Annotated in this window: 14 protein-coding genes; 7 read left to right on the top strand and 7 right to left on the bottom strand. The window is 74.7% G+C overall.

Features of this window, described 5'->3' with window-relative positions:
• Positions 1-84: 84 nt before the first annotated feature.
• Positions 85-1125 (bottom strand): App1 family protein, encoded by a 1041-nt coding sequence (locus EAD96_RS08835; protein ID WP_233585563.1) that lies wholly within the window; start codon positions 1123-1125, stop codon positions 85-87.
• A 118-nt stretch (positions 1126-1243) separates the two neighbouring features.
• On the opposite strand from EAD96_RS08835, the gene EAD96_RS08830 reads away from it, so the two are divergent.
• The 4 genes from EAD96_RS08830 (at position 1244) to EAD96_RS08815 (ending at position 5458) form a co-directional block, all read left to right on the top strand.
• Positions 1244-2848: a hypothetical protein gene (locus EAD96_RS08830; RefSeq protein ID WP_120570700.1), complete on the top strand. Its 1605-nt coding sequence runs from the start codon at positions 1244-1246 to the stop codon at positions 2846-2848.
• Positions 2849-2864: 16 nt separating this feature from the next.
• Positions 2865-3668, top strand: coding sequence for a peroxide stress protein YaaA (gene yaaA, locus EAD96_RS08825; RefSeq protein ID WP_121683901.1), 804 nt, complete (start codon positions 2865-2867; stop codon positions 3666-3668).
• Between the two features lie 109 nt (positions 3669-3777).
• A complete protein-coding gene (locus EAD96_RS08820) occupies positions 3778-4425 on the top strand; it encodes a hypothetical protein (protein ID WP_120570701.1) in 648 nt (215 codons plus the stop codon).
• Between the two features lie 91 nt (positions 4426-4516).
• Complete coding sequence (locus tag EAD96_RS08815) at positions 4517-5458, top strand: TAXI family TRAP transporter solute-binding subunit (RefSeq protein ID WP_199733104.1); 942 nt, start codon at positions 4517-4519, stop codon at positions 5456-5458.
• A gap of 7 nt (positions 5459-5465) precedes the next feature.
• Here the strand turns inward: EAD96_RS08815 and EAD96_RS08810 are convergent, their stop codons facing one another.
• Together EAD96_RS08810 and EAD96_RS08805 are read right to left on the bottom strand one after the other, a co-directional pair.
• Positions 5466-6854, bottom strand: coding sequence for a HAMP domain-containing sensor histidine kinase (locus tag EAD96_RS08810; RefSeq protein WP_120570703.1), 1389 nt, complete (start codon positions 6852-6854; stop codon positions 5466-5468).
• Positions 6855-6864: 10 nt separating this feature from the next.
• Complete coding sequence (locus EAD96_RS08805; protein WP_120570704.1) at positions 6865-7521, bottom strand: response regulator transcription factor; 657 nt, start codon at positions 7519-7521, stop codon at positions 6865-6867.
• An 84-nt stretch (positions 7522-7605) separates the two neighbouring features.
• On the opposite strand from EAD96_RS08805, the gene EAD96_RS08800 reads away from it, so the two are divergent.
• Together EAD96_RS08800 and EAD96_RS08795 are read left to right on the top strand one after the other, a co-directional pair.
• A complete protein-coding gene (locus EAD96_RS08800; RefSeq protein WP_121683898.1) occupies positions 7606-7944 on the top strand; it encodes a DUF952 domain-containing protein in 339 nt (112 codons plus the stop codon).
• A gap of 67 nt (positions 7945-8011) precedes the next feature.
• Complete coding sequence (locus EAD96_RS08795; RefSeq protein ID WP_120570706.1) at positions 8012-8554, top strand: acyltransferase; 543 nt, start codon at positions 8012-8014, stop codon at positions 8552-8554.
• Positions 8555-8608: 54 nt separating this feature from the next.
• On the opposite strand, the gene EAD96_RS08790 is transcribed toward EAD96_RS08795, so the two are convergent.
• The 4 genes from EAD96_RS08790 to EAD96_RS08775 form a co-directional block, all read right to left on the bottom strand.
• Positions 8609-10357, bottom strand: a complete 1749-nt coding sequence (locus tag EAD96_RS08790) for a CDP-glycerol glycerophosphotransferase family protein (RefSeq protein ID WP_121683900.1) — start codon at positions 10355-10357, stop codon at positions 8609-8611.
• A 191-nt stretch (positions 10358-10548) separates the two neighbouring features.
• Positions 10549-11832, bottom strand: coding sequence for a nucleotide sugar dehydrogenase (locus tag EAD96_RS08785; protein WP_120570707.1), 1284 nt, complete (start codon positions 11830-11832; stop codon positions 10549-10551).
• Between the two features lie 3 nt (positions 11833-11835).
• Entirely contained in the window at positions 11836-13404 is a 1569-nt protein-coding gene (locus tag EAD96_RS08780) for a glycosyltransferase (protein WP_121683897.1), read from the bottom strand.
• Positions 13401-14969, bottom strand: a complete 1569-nt coding sequence (locus EAD96_RS08775; RefSeq protein ID WP_091424511.1) for a glycosyltransferase family 4 protein — start codon at positions 14967-14969, stop codon at positions 13401-13403. Before EAD96_RS08775 ends, EAD96_RS08780 begins: the two co-directional genes overlap by 4 nt.
• A 281-nt stretch (positions 14970-15250) precedes the next feature.
• Here EAD96_RS08775 and EAD96_RS08770 point away from each other — a divergent pair, with 281 nt between their 5' ends.
• The gene (locus EAD96_RS08770; protein WP_121683896.1) at positions 15251-16441 is read left to right on the top strand and encodes a glycosyltransferase family 39 protein; all 1191 of its coding nucleotides are present in this window, start codon (positions 15251-15253) and stop codon (positions 16439-16441) included.

The raw sequence follows: 16441 nt of genomic DNA, 5'->3' as shown, positions 1-16441 counted from the left end.
CCCCGTTGATCATGAAGTTGGCGGCCCTCTAAGAGATCCACAACGCCGTCAACTTCATGATCGACGCGGAGAAGCAAAAGACGGTCAGACCAGGTCGGCTTCGCGCAGCAGCTTCCACAGGCCGGCGCCGTCGGGGGCGCTGAGCCACTTCTGGCCTATCGGGCCGGATGACGACCGGCCGGCCGGTGCCGGCAGGCTGCCTGCGAGCACCGACTGGGTCGGGGACAGCTGCCGGATCGCCACCCCTGCCACGTGGTCCGGGTGCGCGGCGGCGAACTCGCGGTAGATCTCCGGGTCGTGCTGCCCGTCGTCGCCGATCAGCAGCCACCGCACCTCGGGGAACTCCCGGGACAGCCGGGCCAGCGTGGCCCGCTTGTGTTCCCGGCCGCTGCGGAACCACCTGTCCGCGGTCGGCCCCCAGTCGGTGAGCAGCAGCGGCCCGGCCGGGTAGAGGTGCCTCGACAGGAACCGGGTCAGCGTCGGCGCGACGTTCCACGCGCCGGTGGACAGGTAGAAGACCGGCGCGCCCGGGTGGGCGGTGGCCAGCCGCTCGTACAGCACGGCCATGCCGGGCACGGCGGTGCGGGCGTGCTCGTCCAGCACGAACGTGTTCCACGCGGCGAGCAGCGGCCGGGGCAGCGCGGTCACCATGACCGTGTCGTCGATGTCGGAGAGGATGCCGAAGCGCACGGCCGGGTCGAGGATGCGGACCAGCGCCTCCACCGGTTCGGCGTCGGCGACGCTGAGGCGTACGCAGCCCCAGCCAGGGGTGAAGTCGGCCTCGATCACGGTGTCGACGAAGCCGCTGCGGTCGGCGGTCACCTCCTGGCGCACGCCGTCGGCCTCGATGGTCACCTTCACGTGCTTGGCGGGCAGCGTGGCGAAGCTGCGCCAGCCCCGCACCTTGTCCAGCCGGCCCCGCCGCCGCGTGTCCGGGCGGCCGAGCAGCACCCGGCAGAGCACGCGCGCCCAGCCCGGGGCGCCGTAGCCCGCGTACGCGATGATGTTGGGCTGCCATCCGGTGCGCCGCAACCGGCGCTCCACCAGGCCGTGCACGGCGTCCTCGAAGCGCGCGGCGCGGTGCAGTTGCGGAACGGCAAGCTGGTCCGGTGGTGTGGGCGGCACACGGCAACAGTGCCACAACCGGAGCGGCCGGGCCACGCGAGTGATCCACGCCGATCCGCCCCGGCGCCGGGCGCCGCCGTGACAGACTGCGGTCGGGACGACGACGGGGGCGTTGGTCGTGTCGACGACGAAGCGGGACCGGGTACGGCCGCGTCCGGACGCTCCGGCGCTGGTGGCGCTGCTGCTCGGCGTCGCGGGGGTCGGCTACCGGCTGGTGCTGACGCTGCTCACGGTGCCCGCGTCGAACAGCGACGAGGCGACGTTCGGCCTGGCCGCGCTGCACATCGCCGAGCGCGGCGAGCGGCCGGTCTTCCTCTACGGCCAGCGCTACATGGGCGTGCTGGAGTCGTACCTGGCCGCGCCGCTGGTCGGCTGGGCCGGGCCGAGCTGGCCGCTGCTGCGGCTGCCCCTGCTGGCACTCTTCGCGGTCTTCCTGTGGCTGGCGTACCGGCTGACCCGCCGCCTGTTCTCCCCCTGGCTGGCAGTGGTCGTGGTGGGCCTGCTGGCGCTCGGCTCGGAGCGGGTGGTCCGCGACCAGCTCACCGCGGTCGGCGGCCGCCCGGAGGTCAAGCCGGCGGTGCTGGCGATGCTGCTGATCGCGGTGGCCCTCGGCGGCCGGCGGGTCCGGCACCACTGGCTGGCCACCGGCGCGTTCGGGCTGCTCGCCGGGCTGGCGCTGTGGTCGGACTGGCTGATCGCGCCGTACCTGCTGGTGGCCGCAGTGGTGCTCGCCGTGGCGGTGCCCCGGGATCTGATCGGCTGGCCGGGTGTGCTGCTGGTGGTGGGCTTCCTGGCCGGGATCGCCCCGGTGGTCAAGGACAACCTCGTCGCGCCGCCCGGGCAGGACTCACTGTCGGTGTTCCGCGAGATCAGCACCAAGGAGGGGGTAGCGCCGTCGCTCGCCGAACGGCTGCGCGGCGGGCTGCTGGACGGGGTGCCGCTGGCGTCGGGCATGTGCCCGATGGACGGCTGCGCCCGCTGGGCGCAGTGGTTCGGCGTGCTCTATCCGGTGCTGCTGGTGGCCGCCGCCGGGCTCGGGCTGCTCGCGTACCGCCGGGCCGCCGACCACGCCGCGCGGGTGCGGGCCGTGGCGATCCTCGCGCTGGTCGCGGGCGCGGCGTTGACACTTCTGGCGTACGTGCGCAGCCCGCTCGCCGCGACCGACCCGCTCGGCAACGCCCGCTACCTGTCGGTGCTCCAGATCTCGCTGCCGGCCGTGTTGTGGCCGCTCTGGCTGGCCGCCGCGCACGCGCTGCGGGGCACCGCCGGGTGGGCGGCCCGGCTCGGCGGCGCCACGGCGGCGGTGGTGCTGGCCGGGCTGACCGCCGCGACGCTGGCCGGCACCGTGGCGTTCCTGACCGGCGTGCCGGGCGTACGGGACGAGGAGCTGACCGCCCGCCGGCTGGCGGACGCGGTGCGGGGAGCCGGTCTGCACGAGGTGTACGGGGACTACTGGACGTGCAACCGGCTGATCTTCAACACCGGCGAGACGGTCTCCTGCGGTGTGCTCGACGGGGCGCTGACGCCCGGGCAGAACCGCTATCCGGCGTACTGGCAGCGGGTGGCGCGCGCACCGCGGCCCGGGTACGTGGTGGCCGTCGGCTCCCCGGCCGAGCGCACGCTGCGGCGGCTGCTGGGCGACCGCGCCGACGCGGCGGTGGTGGCCGAGGTGGGCGGCAGTCGCGTGTACCACCCCGAGCGTGCCGTCCGGCCGTGGCGCTGACCCCGGCCCGTACGCTGTGCCGGTGCTCATCCTGCTGCCCCCGTCGGAGGGGAAGGCCGAAGCCGGCACCGGCCGCCGGCTGGACCTGTCCCGGCTGTCCCTGACCGAGCTGAACCCGGCCCGGGAGGCGGTCCTGACCGCGCTCGTCGACCTGTGCGCCGGGCCGGACGAGACGGCGGCCCGGACCGCGCTGGGCCTCACCGAAGGGCAGCGCGGCGAGCTGCGGCGCAACGCCCGGCTGCGGGAGGCGGCGACCGCGCCGGCCGGGCGGCTCTACACCGGGGTGCTCTACGAGGCGCTCGGCCTGGACACGCTGCCCCCGGACGCGCAGCGGGCGGCCCGCCGCCAGGTGCTGATCAGCTCCGGCCTGTGGGGCGCGGTACGCCTCGCCGACCGGATCCCGCCGTACCGCTGCCCGATCGGGGCGCGGCTGCCGGGGCTCGGGGCGCTGTCGGCGTACTGGCGGGAGGCGCTCGGCCCGGTGCTGGAGCCGGCCGCCGGGCGCGGTCCGGTGCTGGACCTGCGCTCCGGCGCGTACGCGGCCACCTGGACGCCGCGCGGGGCGCTCGCCGAACGCACGGTGACGGTGCGGGTGCTGCACGAGCGGATCGTGGACGGCACGCCGGTCCGGTCGGTGGTGAGCCACTTCAACAAGGCGACGAAGGGCCGGCTGGTGCGGGATCTGCTGCTCGCCGACGCCCGGCCGCGCACCGCCGATGCGCTGGTGGGGGCGCTGCGGGAGCTGAAGTACACGGTCGAGGAGGCGCCCCGGTCGCCCGGCCGGCCGCGGCAGGTCGACCTGGTGGTCACCGAGCTCTGAGACGCGGCCTTCCCGCAAATTTTGCTCAAGGCTCGGGCGCAGCGGTTCCCGGCCCGGCGCTGGGCAGCGACGGTAGAGGCACCCCGACTCTGACCGAGGAGCCGCGCCGATGCTCACCACGCTGCTCGACCGCCCGCGCCCGTCGCCGCCACCGCTGGACTGGCTGACCCTGACCGACGCCTTCGAGATCGCCTGCATGGTGCGCTGCACGCCGCCGCCGGCCGCCGACGTACGCCGGCTCGACTCCGGACCGCACCGGGGCGGGATCGCCGAGTTCAACCGCGAGGACGCCGCGCAGCGGATGCGGCAGCTGCTGGGACGTCTCGACGTGCCGGTGGAGCACGAGCTGACCACCGGTGGGCTGCGCCGCCGCTACGAGCTGCACCGGCTGTCCGTGCCGCCGCAGCACCGGGCGGCGTACGCGAATCTGCTGACCGCGGGCTGGCGGCAGGGCCGCCGGGAGCTGCTCGGCGGGCCGTTCCCGGGCGCCTCGGCGCCGCGGCGGCTCTGGCGGCCCCGGCTGGCGGCGGCGGCCTGGCGGGCGGCGCTGCTCGCCGGCGGCCGGCACGTCCGCCGGCACTGCCTCGGCATCCGGCTCGCCGACCGGGACCTGGCGGCGGTGCTGGTACGCGGCGCGGCGCTGCTGGACGTGCCGGCGGCGCTGCGGCCGGGCTCGGGCTGTTTCCTCGTGGTGGTGCCCAACGGCGAGTACCGGGAGCGGATCACCGAGAGCGCGGAGCTGGCCCCGGCGAGCTGACCGGCCCGGGCGCACGCCCCGGGCCCGCCCCGGCGGTCCGGGCACCGCGTGGGCTTGCGCCGCGGCGGGTGCACGGCGCAGAGTGCAGCCCGTGAGCCGACACTGGCCTGTGCGCGCCGCCGCCCCGCTCGTGCTGGTGCTCCTGCTCGTCACCGGGCTCACCGGCTGCCGGGACGAGCCGTCCGAGCCGACCCGCATCCGCATCGCCACCGGCAGTCCGACCGCCGTCTACCACGCCTTCGGTCAGTCGCTCGCCGCGCTGCTCAACCGCGAGGTGCCCGGCGTACGGGCCGAGGTGGTGGTCACCGCCGCCTCGGCGCAGAACGTCCGGCTGGTCGGCGCCGGGGAGGCGGAGCTGGGCTTCACCCAGGCCGACGTGCTGCCGCCGCGCGAACCCGAGCATCCGTCGGTGCTGGCGGTGGCCCGGGTCTACGACGATTTGCTGCACCTGGTCACCCGCGCGGGCGGGCCGATCCGCACGCTCGGTGACCTGCGCGGACGGCGGGTGTCGGTGGGTGCCGACGGCTCCGGCACGGAGATCACCGCCACCCGACTGCTGGCGGTGGCCCAGCTCGGCGGCGACCGGGTACGCCAGGAGCACCTGGGGCTGGACGACTCGGTCGCGGCCCTGCGGGAGGGACGGATCGACGCGTTCTTCTTCTCCGGCGGGCTGCCCGTGCGCGGCGTCGCCGACCTCGCCCAGCGGACCTCGCTGCGGATCGTGGACCTGGGCGACTGGACCGAGCCGCTGCGCCGGGCGTACGGGCAGGTCTACGTGACCCGGGACGTGCCCCGGTCGGTCTACCGGGCCGATCCGGTGAGCACTGTGGCGAACCCGAACTACCTGATCGTCCGCGCCGACCTGCCCGCCGCGCTGGTGCGGGAGGTGACCCGGCTGCTGATGGACCGCCGGGAGGAACTGGCCGCCGCGCACCCGGCGGCGGGACGGATGAGTCCCCGGTCGGCGATCGTCACCACCCCGCTGCCGCTGCATCCGGGCGCGGCGCAGTGGTACCGCGCCGCGAAGCCCTGACGCCGGGTCAGCGCCGGATCGGCTCGTCGGCGGGCGCCGGGAACCACAGCTCGGCGACCAGGCCCCGGGGTTCGCCCTGGCGCATGGTGAGCCGGCCGTCGGAGGCGTCCACGAGCACCGCCGCGATGGTCAGCCCGAGGCCCACGCCGTCCACGTTCTGCGCGTCCGGCGCCCGCCAGAACCGCTCCGTGGCCTGGTCGAGCTGACTGGCCGTCATGCCCGGGCCGGTGTCGCCGACGGTCAGCACCGTCCCGTCGTCGGCGGCCCGTACGGTCACCGTCACCTCTCCCTGCGCGCCGCTGAACTTCACCGCGTTGTCGATCAGGGCGTCCAGCGCCTGGTCGATGGCGGTCGGCACGGTCCGGGCGTACACCGGCGCGTCGCCGGCGTCGAGGCGGAGCGTGACCTCGCGGTGCCGGGCCAACGGCAGCCAGGCCGCCACCCGGGACGCCGCGGTGGCGGTGGCGTCGACGGTGACCCGTTCGTTCTCCTCCCGCTCGGCGCGGGCCAGGGTGAGCAGCGCGTCGAGCACCGTGGCGAGCCGGTCGGTCTCCTCCAGCGCCAGCCGGTGCTCGGCGCGCCCGTCCGGGTCGGCGAGGCTGGGGCCCAGTTCCTCCACCCGCAGCCGCAGCGCGGTGAGCGGGTTGCGGAGCTGGTGGCTGGCGTGCGCGACGAAGGCGCGTTGCCGGTCCATCACGTCGGAGACCGCGTCGGCCATGTCGTTGAAGCTGGTCGCGAGCCGGCGCAGCTCGGGCGGGCCCAGCCCGGCGCGGACCCGCGCGGCGCGGCGGCCCTCGGCGATCTCGTGGGTCACCGCGTCCAGCTCGGTGACCGGGCGCAGCACCCAGCCGGCCAGCCCGAACGCGGTCGAGACACAGGCCAGCACCGCCAGCAGGCCGATGCCCGCCAGCAGCAGCCACCACACGGTGACGGTGCGGCGGACCCCGTCCGCCGGGCTGGTCGTGACCACGGCGCCGAGCACCTCGCCGCCGTCGTTGATCGGCACGGCCGTCACCACCGGCCCGCTGCCCCAGGGCCAGACCGACTCCGGGCCGCTGAACTGCTGCCCGGACAGCGCGGTGTCGAGCGCCGCGCCGGCGCCCGGGCCCGGCTCCCAGCCGGACGAGGCCACCACGGTACGGCGCTCCCGGTCCACCACGGCCGCGCCGATGCCGTAGAGCGCGTCGTAGGCGGCCAGTTCCCCGTCCAGGGGGCCTGGACTGCCGCCCCGCAACGCCGGCCCGGCCAGCGAGGCGAAGCGGGTGGCGTCGGCGAGGCGGTCGGCGCGTACCCGGTCGGTCTCCCGGGTCGCGAGCGTGGCCGCCAGCGGGGTCTCCAGGGCGAGCAGGACCAGCACCATCAGCAGCAGGTAGCTGATCACCAGCCGGCGGCGCACGGGCCCCTCCTCACGCGTCGCGGAGCCGGTAGCCGACCCCCCGCACGGTCTCCACGAGCGTCGGGTCGCCGAGCTTGCCGCGCAGCGAACCCACGTGCACCTCGACGGTGTGCCGGTCGGCCCAGGTGGTGCCCCACACGTCGAGCAGGATCCGCTCGCGCGGCACCGCCACCCCGGGCTGGCGGGCCAGGGACAGCAGGATGTCGAACTCCTTGCGGGTGAGCGTGACGTCCCGGCCGGCCACCGTCACGGTCCGGCCGCCCACGTCGATGCGGACCGCGCCGGCCTCGATCAGGTTGCGCTGCGGCGCGGTGTGCGCGGCCCGGCGCAGCACCGCCTCGATCCGCGCCTGCAACTCCACCATCGAGAACGGCTTCACCACGTAGTCGTCGGCGCCCAGCCGCAGCCCCAGCACCCGGTCGCGTTCCTCGCCGCGCGCGGTCACCGCGATGATGCCGAGCCGGCTGCTGCGCCGCCGCAGCTCGCGGCACAGGTCGGTGCCGTCGCCGTCGGGCAGCCCCAGGTCGAGCAGCACCAGGTCGCAGGGCGCGGCGGAGAGCGCGGCGGCCACCGTCGCGGCGTGTTCCACCTGGTAGCCGCGCCGGGTCAGCGCGGAGGACAACGCCGCGGCGACCCGGCGGTCGTCCTCGACCAGGAGGATCCGCACCCGTGCCTCCCTCCGCTCGACGTGTTGCCCTGCGAATGGTGGCAGACGCGCCGCCGGGACGCGAGGCCGCTCTAGGCTGCTGCCGTGATCTACAAGATTCTCACCGACGACGAGTGGGCGCGGGCACGGGCGGAGGGGCGGTTCGCCGGCACCGCGATGGACCGGCAGGACGGATACGTCCACCTCTCCGCCGCCGACCAGGTGGTGGAGACCGCCCGGCGCTTCTTCGCCGGGGTCACCGGCCTGACGCTGCTCGCGGTGGAGGAGGCCCGGCTCGGCGACGCGCTGCGCTGGGAGGCGTCGCGCGGCGGCGCGCTGTTCCCGCACCTGTACGCGGCGCTGCCGGTGGACGCCGTGGTGGCCGCGCACCCGCTGCCGGCCGACCGGCCCGCCGCCGACGCGGTGGCCGAACTGCTCGGGTGAGCGCTCGTTATGCTGCGTCGAGCCCGCCCGACGGCGCGACGCGCCCTGGCATGTGATGCGAGTTGAGATGACTGACAGCAACGACCGGTCCGCCTCCGTCTTCGTCCACCCGACGGCCGACGTGGAGTCCGGCGCCCAGGTCGGCGACGGCACCAAGGTCTGGCACCTGGCGCACATCCGGTCCAGCGCCCAGGTCGGCGCCGGCTGCGTGATCGGCCGCAACGTCTACGTCGACGCGGGCGTCACAGTCGGCGACCTGGTGAAGATCCAGAACAACGTCTCGGTCTACCAGGGCGTGACCATCGAGGACGAGGTGTTCGTGGGCCCGTGCGCGGTGTTCACCAACGACTTCCGCCCGCGCGCCCAGAATCCGGACTGGACGATCACCCCGACGCTCGTCCGCCGGGGCGCGTCGATCGGCGCGAACGCCACGCTCGTGTGCGGCATCGAGGTCGGCGAGTACGCGATGATCGCCGCCGGCTCGGTGGTGACCCGCGACGTCAAGCCGTACCAGTTGGTGGCCGGCAACCCGGCCCGCCCGAAGGGCTGGGTCGACGCCAAGGGCGAGGTCGTCTCCCGCGACGTCGACAACCCGCCGCACCAGGGCTGACCGGACGGAAAGGGGCGACGACCGCGCCGGTCGTCGCCCCTTTCCCGGTACGCCTCAGCCGCAGAGCCGGCCGATCTCGTCCCGGAACCGGTCCATCGGGTTCGACCCGGCCGGGCCGAGCAGGTACTCCTTCAGCTCCCGCCGCGCCCCGGTCATCGGGTCGTCGCCGGCCCGGGTCACGTCGAGGATCTTCGCCAGCTCACCGCAGTCCGCCGAGAGCAGGTACGCCGCCCGCGCGGTCGGGAACTGCCGCCGGAACTCGTCCTCGGGCAGGCCGGCCGGATTCGCCACCACGTACGGGCGCTCGCTCTGCACGAAGTCGGAGACCACGCTGGACACGTCGCTGACCAGCAGGTCGGTGACGTTGAAGCAGTCGAACAGCCCCGGCGTGCGGCCGGTGACCACCAGGTGCGCGGCGCCGTCCAGCGAGGACGGATCGGTCTCGCCGCCGGCGGCCTTGATCCGGGACACGATCCGCTCGTGCACGGCCCGGGCCTTGGGCGAACGCGTGCCGGTCAGCGGGTGCGGCTTGTAGATCACCCGCACGTCCCCGGCGGCGAGCAGGCCGGACACGATCCGCTCCCCCATCAGCACGAGCGACGTGTGGTACGGGTCGTCGTCGAGCCAGCCCTCCCAGGTCGGCGCGTACAGCACTGTGAAACGGTGGTCGGCGGCGCCGGAACCGAACGTGTGCACCCCGGCCAGCTGCGGGCGGCCGACCTCCACGATGTCGCGGTCCAGCACGCCGACGTCGGCCCGGGCGTACCGTTCCCGCCCGGCCGGCCCGGCCACCCAGACCTCGTCGTACACCTTGCTGTACGGGTTCACGCTCGCCTGCTTGTCGCTGTCGCCGTGGCCGACGAAGACGTGCTTCACGCCCGGCTCCCGCAGCAGGTGGATGTTGGCGCCGACGTTCGCCGCGTACAGCGCCACGCGCAGCGAGCTGAGGTCCAGGTTCATGAAGTCCACGCCGGCCGGCACGCAGATCACCGGCAGCCGGGTGTCGGCGAGCTGCTCGAACGCGTCCGCGGCGCGCAGCAGCACGACCGCGCGGCGGCCGGTCGCCTCCACCGGCGCGAGCCACATGTTGGCCTGGTAGACGTCCTTGGCCGGGCCGGCGAAGTAGAGCGCCACCTCGGGCCGTTCCCGGGCCATCCAGTCGTGCACGGCGGGCAACACGCCCGGGGCCCCGCCCCGGCCGCGCAGCGCGGTGAGCGCCAGCACCGCGGCGGTGACCAGACCGGCGGCGAGCGTGACCAGGCCGGTGACCACCACCGGGGCGACCCGGTCCAGCGCGGCGGCCACCACTGCCGCCGGGACCAGCAGCACGTTCAGCAGCGGCATCCGCAGCCCGGCCAGCTGCCGCGCCCAGGCCGGCGGCACCGGCACCCGCCGCAGCGCGCCGAGGTCGATGTTGCGGGTGTACGCCGGGGGGTCGACCCGGCCGTCGATCACCTTGGTCACCGCGTTGGTGGCCACGGCCAGCGTCCACAGCGCGGCGGGCAGCAGCAGGACGGCGACGGTGCCGGCCACACCGGGGCGCACCGTGGCGACCACCAGCAGGGCGACGGACAGGTCCCGCACCAGCCGCCGGAAGGTCTCGCCGAGACCGGCCTTGTCGAGCAGCGTGGCGGTCCCGGTGTGCCGCCCGGCCAGGGCCAGCTCACCGGCGACGGCGACCACGGCGGCCACCGCGTACGGGACCACCAGGCCGAGGACTCCGGCGAGGACCATGACCGCGTAGCCGAGAAGCGTCGCGCCGACCGCGGCGAGACCCTGCTGGCTGCGTACTCTGCTGAACAACGACACGCTCCCTGTCTGCCCGGCCGATGTCGGTCCGAGTCGATTTCCGACGGCTGCGACCCTAAACGGGTCACATGACACAAGTATTGCCGGGGTGTCCGGCAGGTGAACTCCGCACGGCGTCATCCCGGCGGCGGCACGCGACGGGCCCCGGCCGTTCGAGACGGCCGGGGCCCGTGAAGTCGGTGGGGTCAGCCCCCGATGACCACCCGGCGCACGCCGGTCCAGCGCGCCGGGTCGGTGACGCGGCGGCCGTCGACGAGCACCGTCACGCCCGGCAGGTCGGCCGGGGCGAGGGTGCGGTACTCCGCGTGGTCGGCCTGGATCACCGCGGCGCCGACCGGCTCGCCGTCGTAGCCGGGCAGGCCGTGCGCGACCAGCTCCTCGTTGGTGTACATCGGGTCCGAGACGTACGGCACCGCGCCCCGCCGGCGCAGCGCCTCCACGGTCGGGAAGACGCCGGAGAACGCGGTCTCCTTGACGCCACCCCGGTAGGCGGCGCCCAGCACCAGCACGCCCACCCCGGTCAGGTCGCCGTACGCGGCGGCGAGCAGGTCGACCGCGTAGTCCGGCATGGCCGCGTTCGCCTCGCGGGCCGAGCGGACCACAGTTGCGGCCGGGTCGTTCCACAGGTACATCCGCGGGTAGATCGGGATGCAGTGGCCGCCGACCGCGATGCCCGGCGAGTGGATGTGGCTGTACGGCTGCGTGTTGCACGCCTCGATGACCTTGGTGACGTCCACACCGACGGTGTCCGCGAAGCGGGCGAACTGGTTCGCCAGGCCGATGTTCACGTCCCGGTAGGTCGTCTCGGCGAGCTTGGCCAGCTCGGACGCCTCGGCCGAACCGAGATCCCACACGCCGTTGGGGCGGTCCAGGTCGGGCCGCTCGTCGAAGTCGAGCACCGCCTCGTAGAACCGCACGCCGTGCGCGGCCGACGCCTCGTCGATGCCGCCGACCAGCTTCGGGTAGCGGCGCAGGTCGGCGAAGACCCGGCCGGTGAGCACCCGCTCCGGGCTGAACACCAGGTGGAAGTCGGTGCCGGCGGTCAGGCCGGAGCCCTCGGCGAGCATCGACGCCCACCGGTTGCGGGTGGTGCCGACCGGCAGCGTGGTCTCGTAGCTGACCAGCGTGCCCGGCTTCAGCCCACGGGCGATGGCCCGGGTGGCGTCGTCCATCCAGCCGAAGTCCGGCACGCCCTCGGCGTCCACGAACAGCGGCACGACCACGACGACCGCCTCCGACTCGGCGACCGCGGCGGCGGTGTCGGTGGTGGCCGACAGCAGGCCGGCGGCCACCGTCTCCTTGAGCTTGACGTCCAGGTCGGCCTCGCCCGGGAAGGGCACGGCACCGTCGTTGACCAGCTGGACGACCCGCTCGGAGACGTCGGCGCCGATCACCCGGTGCCCCTTGGACGCGAACTGCACGGCCAGCGGCAGACCGATCTTGCCGAGCGCGACGACGCAGATGTTCATGAACTACTTTCCTCCAGAGGGCCAGATTCGGCGCAGGCGGGCAAGGAACCGACCGGGGGTCACCGGCGTGATCGCGACGATCACCTGGCCCTTGTGGTTCGTGGTGGGTGTGACGAGGTGCCAGCGGACACCGCGCCGGGCCACCAGCCGGGGTGCGGCGACGGGGCGGTCGGTGCGCAACGGCGCCGAGCCCGTCCCGCCCAGGGCGGAGACCTCGGCGCGTACGATACGACGCTCGCCCGTCCCCCCGACGACCGCCAGCAGCCGGTCCACCGCGAAGTCCGTTCGTACGACGGTACCGGGGCCGGAGGACTCGACCGACGTGACACCCGTCAGATCGCCCACGCTGACCCGCAGCGCCTCCGCGCTCAGCTCGGCCAGCTCGGCCCAGCGGCTGCGCGCGGTGACCACCAGGGCCCGCTCCCCGGCGGCGTCGCGTCCCCAGGCCAGCCCGGTCGCGGTCAGCTTGGCCAGTATCGCGGCGGCCCGCGCGGTGACGTCGTACCAGTCGTCCGGGTAGCCGAACGCCGGGTCGCGGAAGCCGACGTGGTCGGCGTACCAGCGGTCACCGTCGACGACCACCTCGGGCAGCGACCGGTCGGACTGCTGGCCGATGAGCGTGCGCAGCGCGTCCAGGTCGCCGTCGCGCGCCACCGCCACCCGCAGCCGCTCCTCGGACGCCATCCGGGCGGTCACCCCGTCGGTCAGGTACGCCTCGGCGAGCTTGCGGATCCGGTCGTGGACGTGCCGCTGCACGTCCGGGGTGAGGGCGAGGAACTCCGCCCGGAGCAGCTTCGCCACCTCCCAGGTGAAGTGGCGTACCAGCACCGCGTCCCGCCGCGGGCCGGGCTCGATCAGCCCGGCGACGAAACCGACCAGCTCCTCGGCGCAGCGCAGCCGCTCTTCGAACCTGCTGGCGTACGTGATGTTCTGGGCGTTGTCCCGCTTGACCGCGTAGTAGTACTCGTAGTCGCCGAGGACCGACACCTTCTTCGCCCGGAAGCACGCCTCCAGCGTGAACGGCTGGTCGCTGCCCATCGGCATGTCCGTGCGGAACCGCAGGCCGTACCGCTCGATCAGGTCCCGGCGGAACAGCTTGGTGTTCGACAACGACCAGGGCAGGTCGCTGTCGAACAGGTCGAGCCGCTCCTGGGTGGTGGCGTAGACGGCCTGGTGCACGTAGCGCTTGTTGGTGCCGACCATCCGGCCCAGCACCACGTCGGAGTCCCACCGGTCGGCGGCGCCGACGAGGCGCTCCAGCGCCTCCGGGCCGAGGTGGTCGTCCGAGCCGATGAAGAAGACGTACCGGCCGCGGGCGTGGTCGAGCGCCAGGTTGCTCGGCGCCGCCGGGCCGCCGGAGTTGGCCTGGTGCAGCACGCGGACCGTGTTCGGGTACCGCTCGGCGTAGCGGTCCAGTTCCGCGCCGCTGCCGTCGGTGGAGCCGTCGTCGACGGCGACGACCTCCAGCCGGTCCAGGCCGATGGTCTGCCCGACGAGCGAGTCGAGGCAGGCGGTCAGGTACGGCATGGTGTTGTAGACGGCGACGACCACCGTCACGTCCGGCCCGTTCACGCGCCCACCTCCACCTGTGCCGGCTCCACCGGGGCGTGCGCCGCCGGCGCCGGCCGGGGCGGCGCGTCGGGCAGCAGCCGGGAGTAGACCTCGTCGAGCACCCGCGCCTGCGCCTCCCAGGTCCAGCCGGACAGCAGGCCCGGCCGGTCGTACGCGGCGCGGTACCGCTGCGGGTCGGCGAGCACCGCGGTGACCGCGCGGACGAAGTCGGCCACGTCCTCGGCGCGGAACACCTCGCCCTGACCGGTCTCCCGGACAGTCTCGGCCATGGTGCGCACGTCGGAGACGACCAGCGGCAGGCGGGCGTGTGAATACTCGAAGAACTTGGTGATCAGCGCGATCTCGTGGTTCGGCCAGTGCTGGATCGGGATGACGCCGACCTGCGCGCCACCGAGGTAGCGGACCACCTGGTGGTGCGGCACGTACGGCAGCACGTGCACCCGGTCCGCCACGCCCAGCTCGCCGGCCCGGGTGACCAGGCCCCGGACGTACGCCGAGTCGGGCTTGTTGACCACGAACGCGACGTGCGCGCCGGGCAGCCGGGGCAGCGCCTCGACCATCACCCCGAGACCGCGCTTGGCGGCGGCCACCCCGCTGTAGACCAGCAGCGGCTCGTCCGGCCCGAGCCCGCAGCGGGCGCGGATGTCCGGCGCCGGCTCGGCCGGATCCGCGGGCAGCTCGTCCACCGCCGGGGCGTTGAGCACGACCGCGGGCCGTTCGGCCAGCCCGTGCTCGGTGCGCAGCAGGTCGGCCAGGCCGCCCGAGACGGTCATGGTGGCGTCCGCGTACGGCACGTACTCCCGCTCGTGCGCCACGTTGCCGGGCAGCCAGCGCGCGTTGTCGCGCCACGGCTGCACGCCGGGCAGGTACTCGTGGGCGTCCCAGAGCAGCGCGATCCGCCGGCCCTTCGCGGCGGCGCGGACCTTCGCGCGGGCCCCGACGCCGAGCATCCGGAAGTCGTTGGCGTGGATCAGGTCCGGCGCCAGCTCGTCGACCACCGGGCCGTACGCCAGCTCGTAGTCCCACAGGCCCGGTTCCAGGCGCCGCCACGCGCCGTCGCCGCGCAGCCTGCGCCAGAACAGCGTGTACGCGCGGTCCCAGGGGCCGTCCAGCTTGCGGCCCTTGCGGGCCCGGGTGAGCTGACGGTTGCGGAACCCGACCCACTTGCGGGTCAGGCCGGACAGCTTCTCCTCGGCGCGCAGCGCGGCCCAGGGCAGCCCGCCCGGCCGGCCCGCGCCGGACTCGCGGGCCGCGACGGTCAGCGCCGCCCGGCGTACCGCCAGGTCCGCGCGCCAGGCCTTGACCGCCTGGGTACGGTGCGCCGCGATGCCGCTGGGCGGATAGGCGAGCGGGTGCCGCAGCCAGGCCCGGCGGAACTCGTGCCGGCGGCGGGCCAGCGGCTCGGGCATCGGCACGAGGCGCACCTCGGCGGCGCCGAGGCGCCAGCTCTGCGGGCTGCCGACCGGCGCCCGGCCGAGCAGCACGACGTCCCAGCCGGCGTCGGCGGCGGAGCGGGCCGCCTTCTGCACCCGGGAGTCCCCGATGACCCCGTTGTCCACCAGCATCACGACCCGTCCCCGGGTGCCCGCCGCTGCGGTCGTGCCGTCAGATCCCATTCCTGCCCGTTTCGTCGTCGCCAGCACCGCGCCCGCGGACCCGAGCGAGTCTACGACAGCGGATCGGGCCCGGACGTCCGCCGCCGCCGGTGCCCCACGACCTGGTGTGACTGTTGCTACCCTCCATCCTGTTCAACGACCGGCGCCCGCTCCGGGTCGTTCGCCGGGTCGCCGGCCGCGCCACGCGGGCCCTCCGGACAATCGCAGCTCAGCGCGAACGGGACCGCACAATGGACGTGGTGACCACCGAGGAACCCAGCCGGCCCGCACCAGCTCCGCGAACCGGGCCGGCCACAGCCGACCGCGCCCGGCCCGGCCCCGTCCGGCGGCTGCGCGACGCCGCCCGGGACGCGGCGCCCGCGCTGGCGTTGTACGCGGTGATCCGGCTGATCGGCGTGGCCGTCGTCTACCTGTGGGCCCGCAACGTCGACGTGTCGCCCGTCGCCCAGCTCACCCGGGCCGACGGCAACTGGTACCTCGGCATCGTCCAGCACGGCTACGACGGGTACGAGAAGACCCAGAGCAACATGGCGTTCTTCCCGCTCTACCCGGGCCTGACCGCGGCCCTGGAGCGGCTCTCCCCGTTCAGCCCGCGCCAGTCGGCGCTGGTCGTGGCGTGGCTGGCCGCGCTGGCCGCCGCCTGGGGCCTGTACGCCATCGGCCGGCACCTGCACGACAGGCGTACCGGCATCCTGCTCGCCGCGCTGTGGGGCGCCGTGCCGCACGCGGTCGTCGAGTCGATGGGTTACAGCGAGAGCCTGTTCACCGCGCTGGCCGCCTGGACGCTGTACGCGCTGCTGCGCCGGCACTGGGTCACCGCCGGGGTGGTGTGCCTGTTCGCCGGCCTGACCCGCCCCACCGCCTCGTCGCTGATCCCGGTGGTGGGGCTGGCCGCGCTGCTGGCGGTCGTCAAGCGGCGCGACGGCTGGCGGCCCTGGGTGGCGCTGCTGCTCGCCCCGGCCGGCTGGCTGGGCTACCTGGCCTGGGTGGGCACCCGGACCGGCCGGCCGGACGGCTGGTTCCACATCCAGTCCGCCGGGTGGGGCACCACGTTCGACTTCGGCGTCTACACCGTCGACCGGGGCCAGCAGGCGCTGGTGCAGGTGGCCGCGTTGCCGCTGCTGGTGGTCACCGTGGTGGCGCTGGCGTCGATCATGTTCTTCGTGTTGAGCGCGATCGACCGGCAGCCGTGGCAACTGCTGCTCTACAGCGGCCTGATGCTCGTCACCACGCTGGGCGCGGCCGGCTACTACCACTCCAAGGCGCGGTTCCTGCTGCCGGCGTTCCCGCTGCTGCTGCCGGCCGCCGTGGGCCTGGCCCGGGCCGGATGGGCCCGGGCCGGCACGGTGCTGGCCACTGTCGTCGCGTTCTCCGCCTACTTCGGCGGCTACCTGCTCCTGATCTGGACGAAGTCGCCGTGA

It is taken from the genome of Micromonospora sp. BL1 (genome assembly GCF_003667485.1).
Lineage (GTDB): Bacteria > Actinomycetota > Actinomycetes > Mycobacteriales > Micromonosporaceae > Micromonospora > Micromonospora tulbaghiae.
The sequence above is the reverse complement of the archived record's forward strand: the minus strand, read 5'-3'. Positions and strand labels throughout refer to the sequence as shown.

Coding starts and splice junctions, on each gene's coding strand:
- EAD96_RS08820 (WP_120570701.1), top strand. CDS start 3,778: ATGCTCACCACGCTGCTCGACCGCCCGCGCCCGTCGCCGCCACCGCTG.
- EAD96_RS08770 (WP_121683896.1), top strand. CDS start 15,251: ATGGACGTGGTGACCACCGAGGAACCCAGCCGGCCCGCACCAGCTCCG.
- EAD96_RS08775 (WP_091424511.1), bottom strand. CDS start 14,969: ATGCTGGTGGACAACGGGGTCATCGGGGACTCCCGGGTGCAGAAGGCG.
- EAD96_RS08785 (WP_120570707.1), bottom strand. CDS start 11,832: ATGAACATCTGCGTCGTCGCGCTCGGCAAGATCGGTCTGCCGCTGGCC.
- EAD96_RS08795 (WP_120570706.1), top strand. CDS start 8,012: ATGACTGACAGCAACGACCGGTCCGCCTCCGTCTTCGTCCACCCGACG.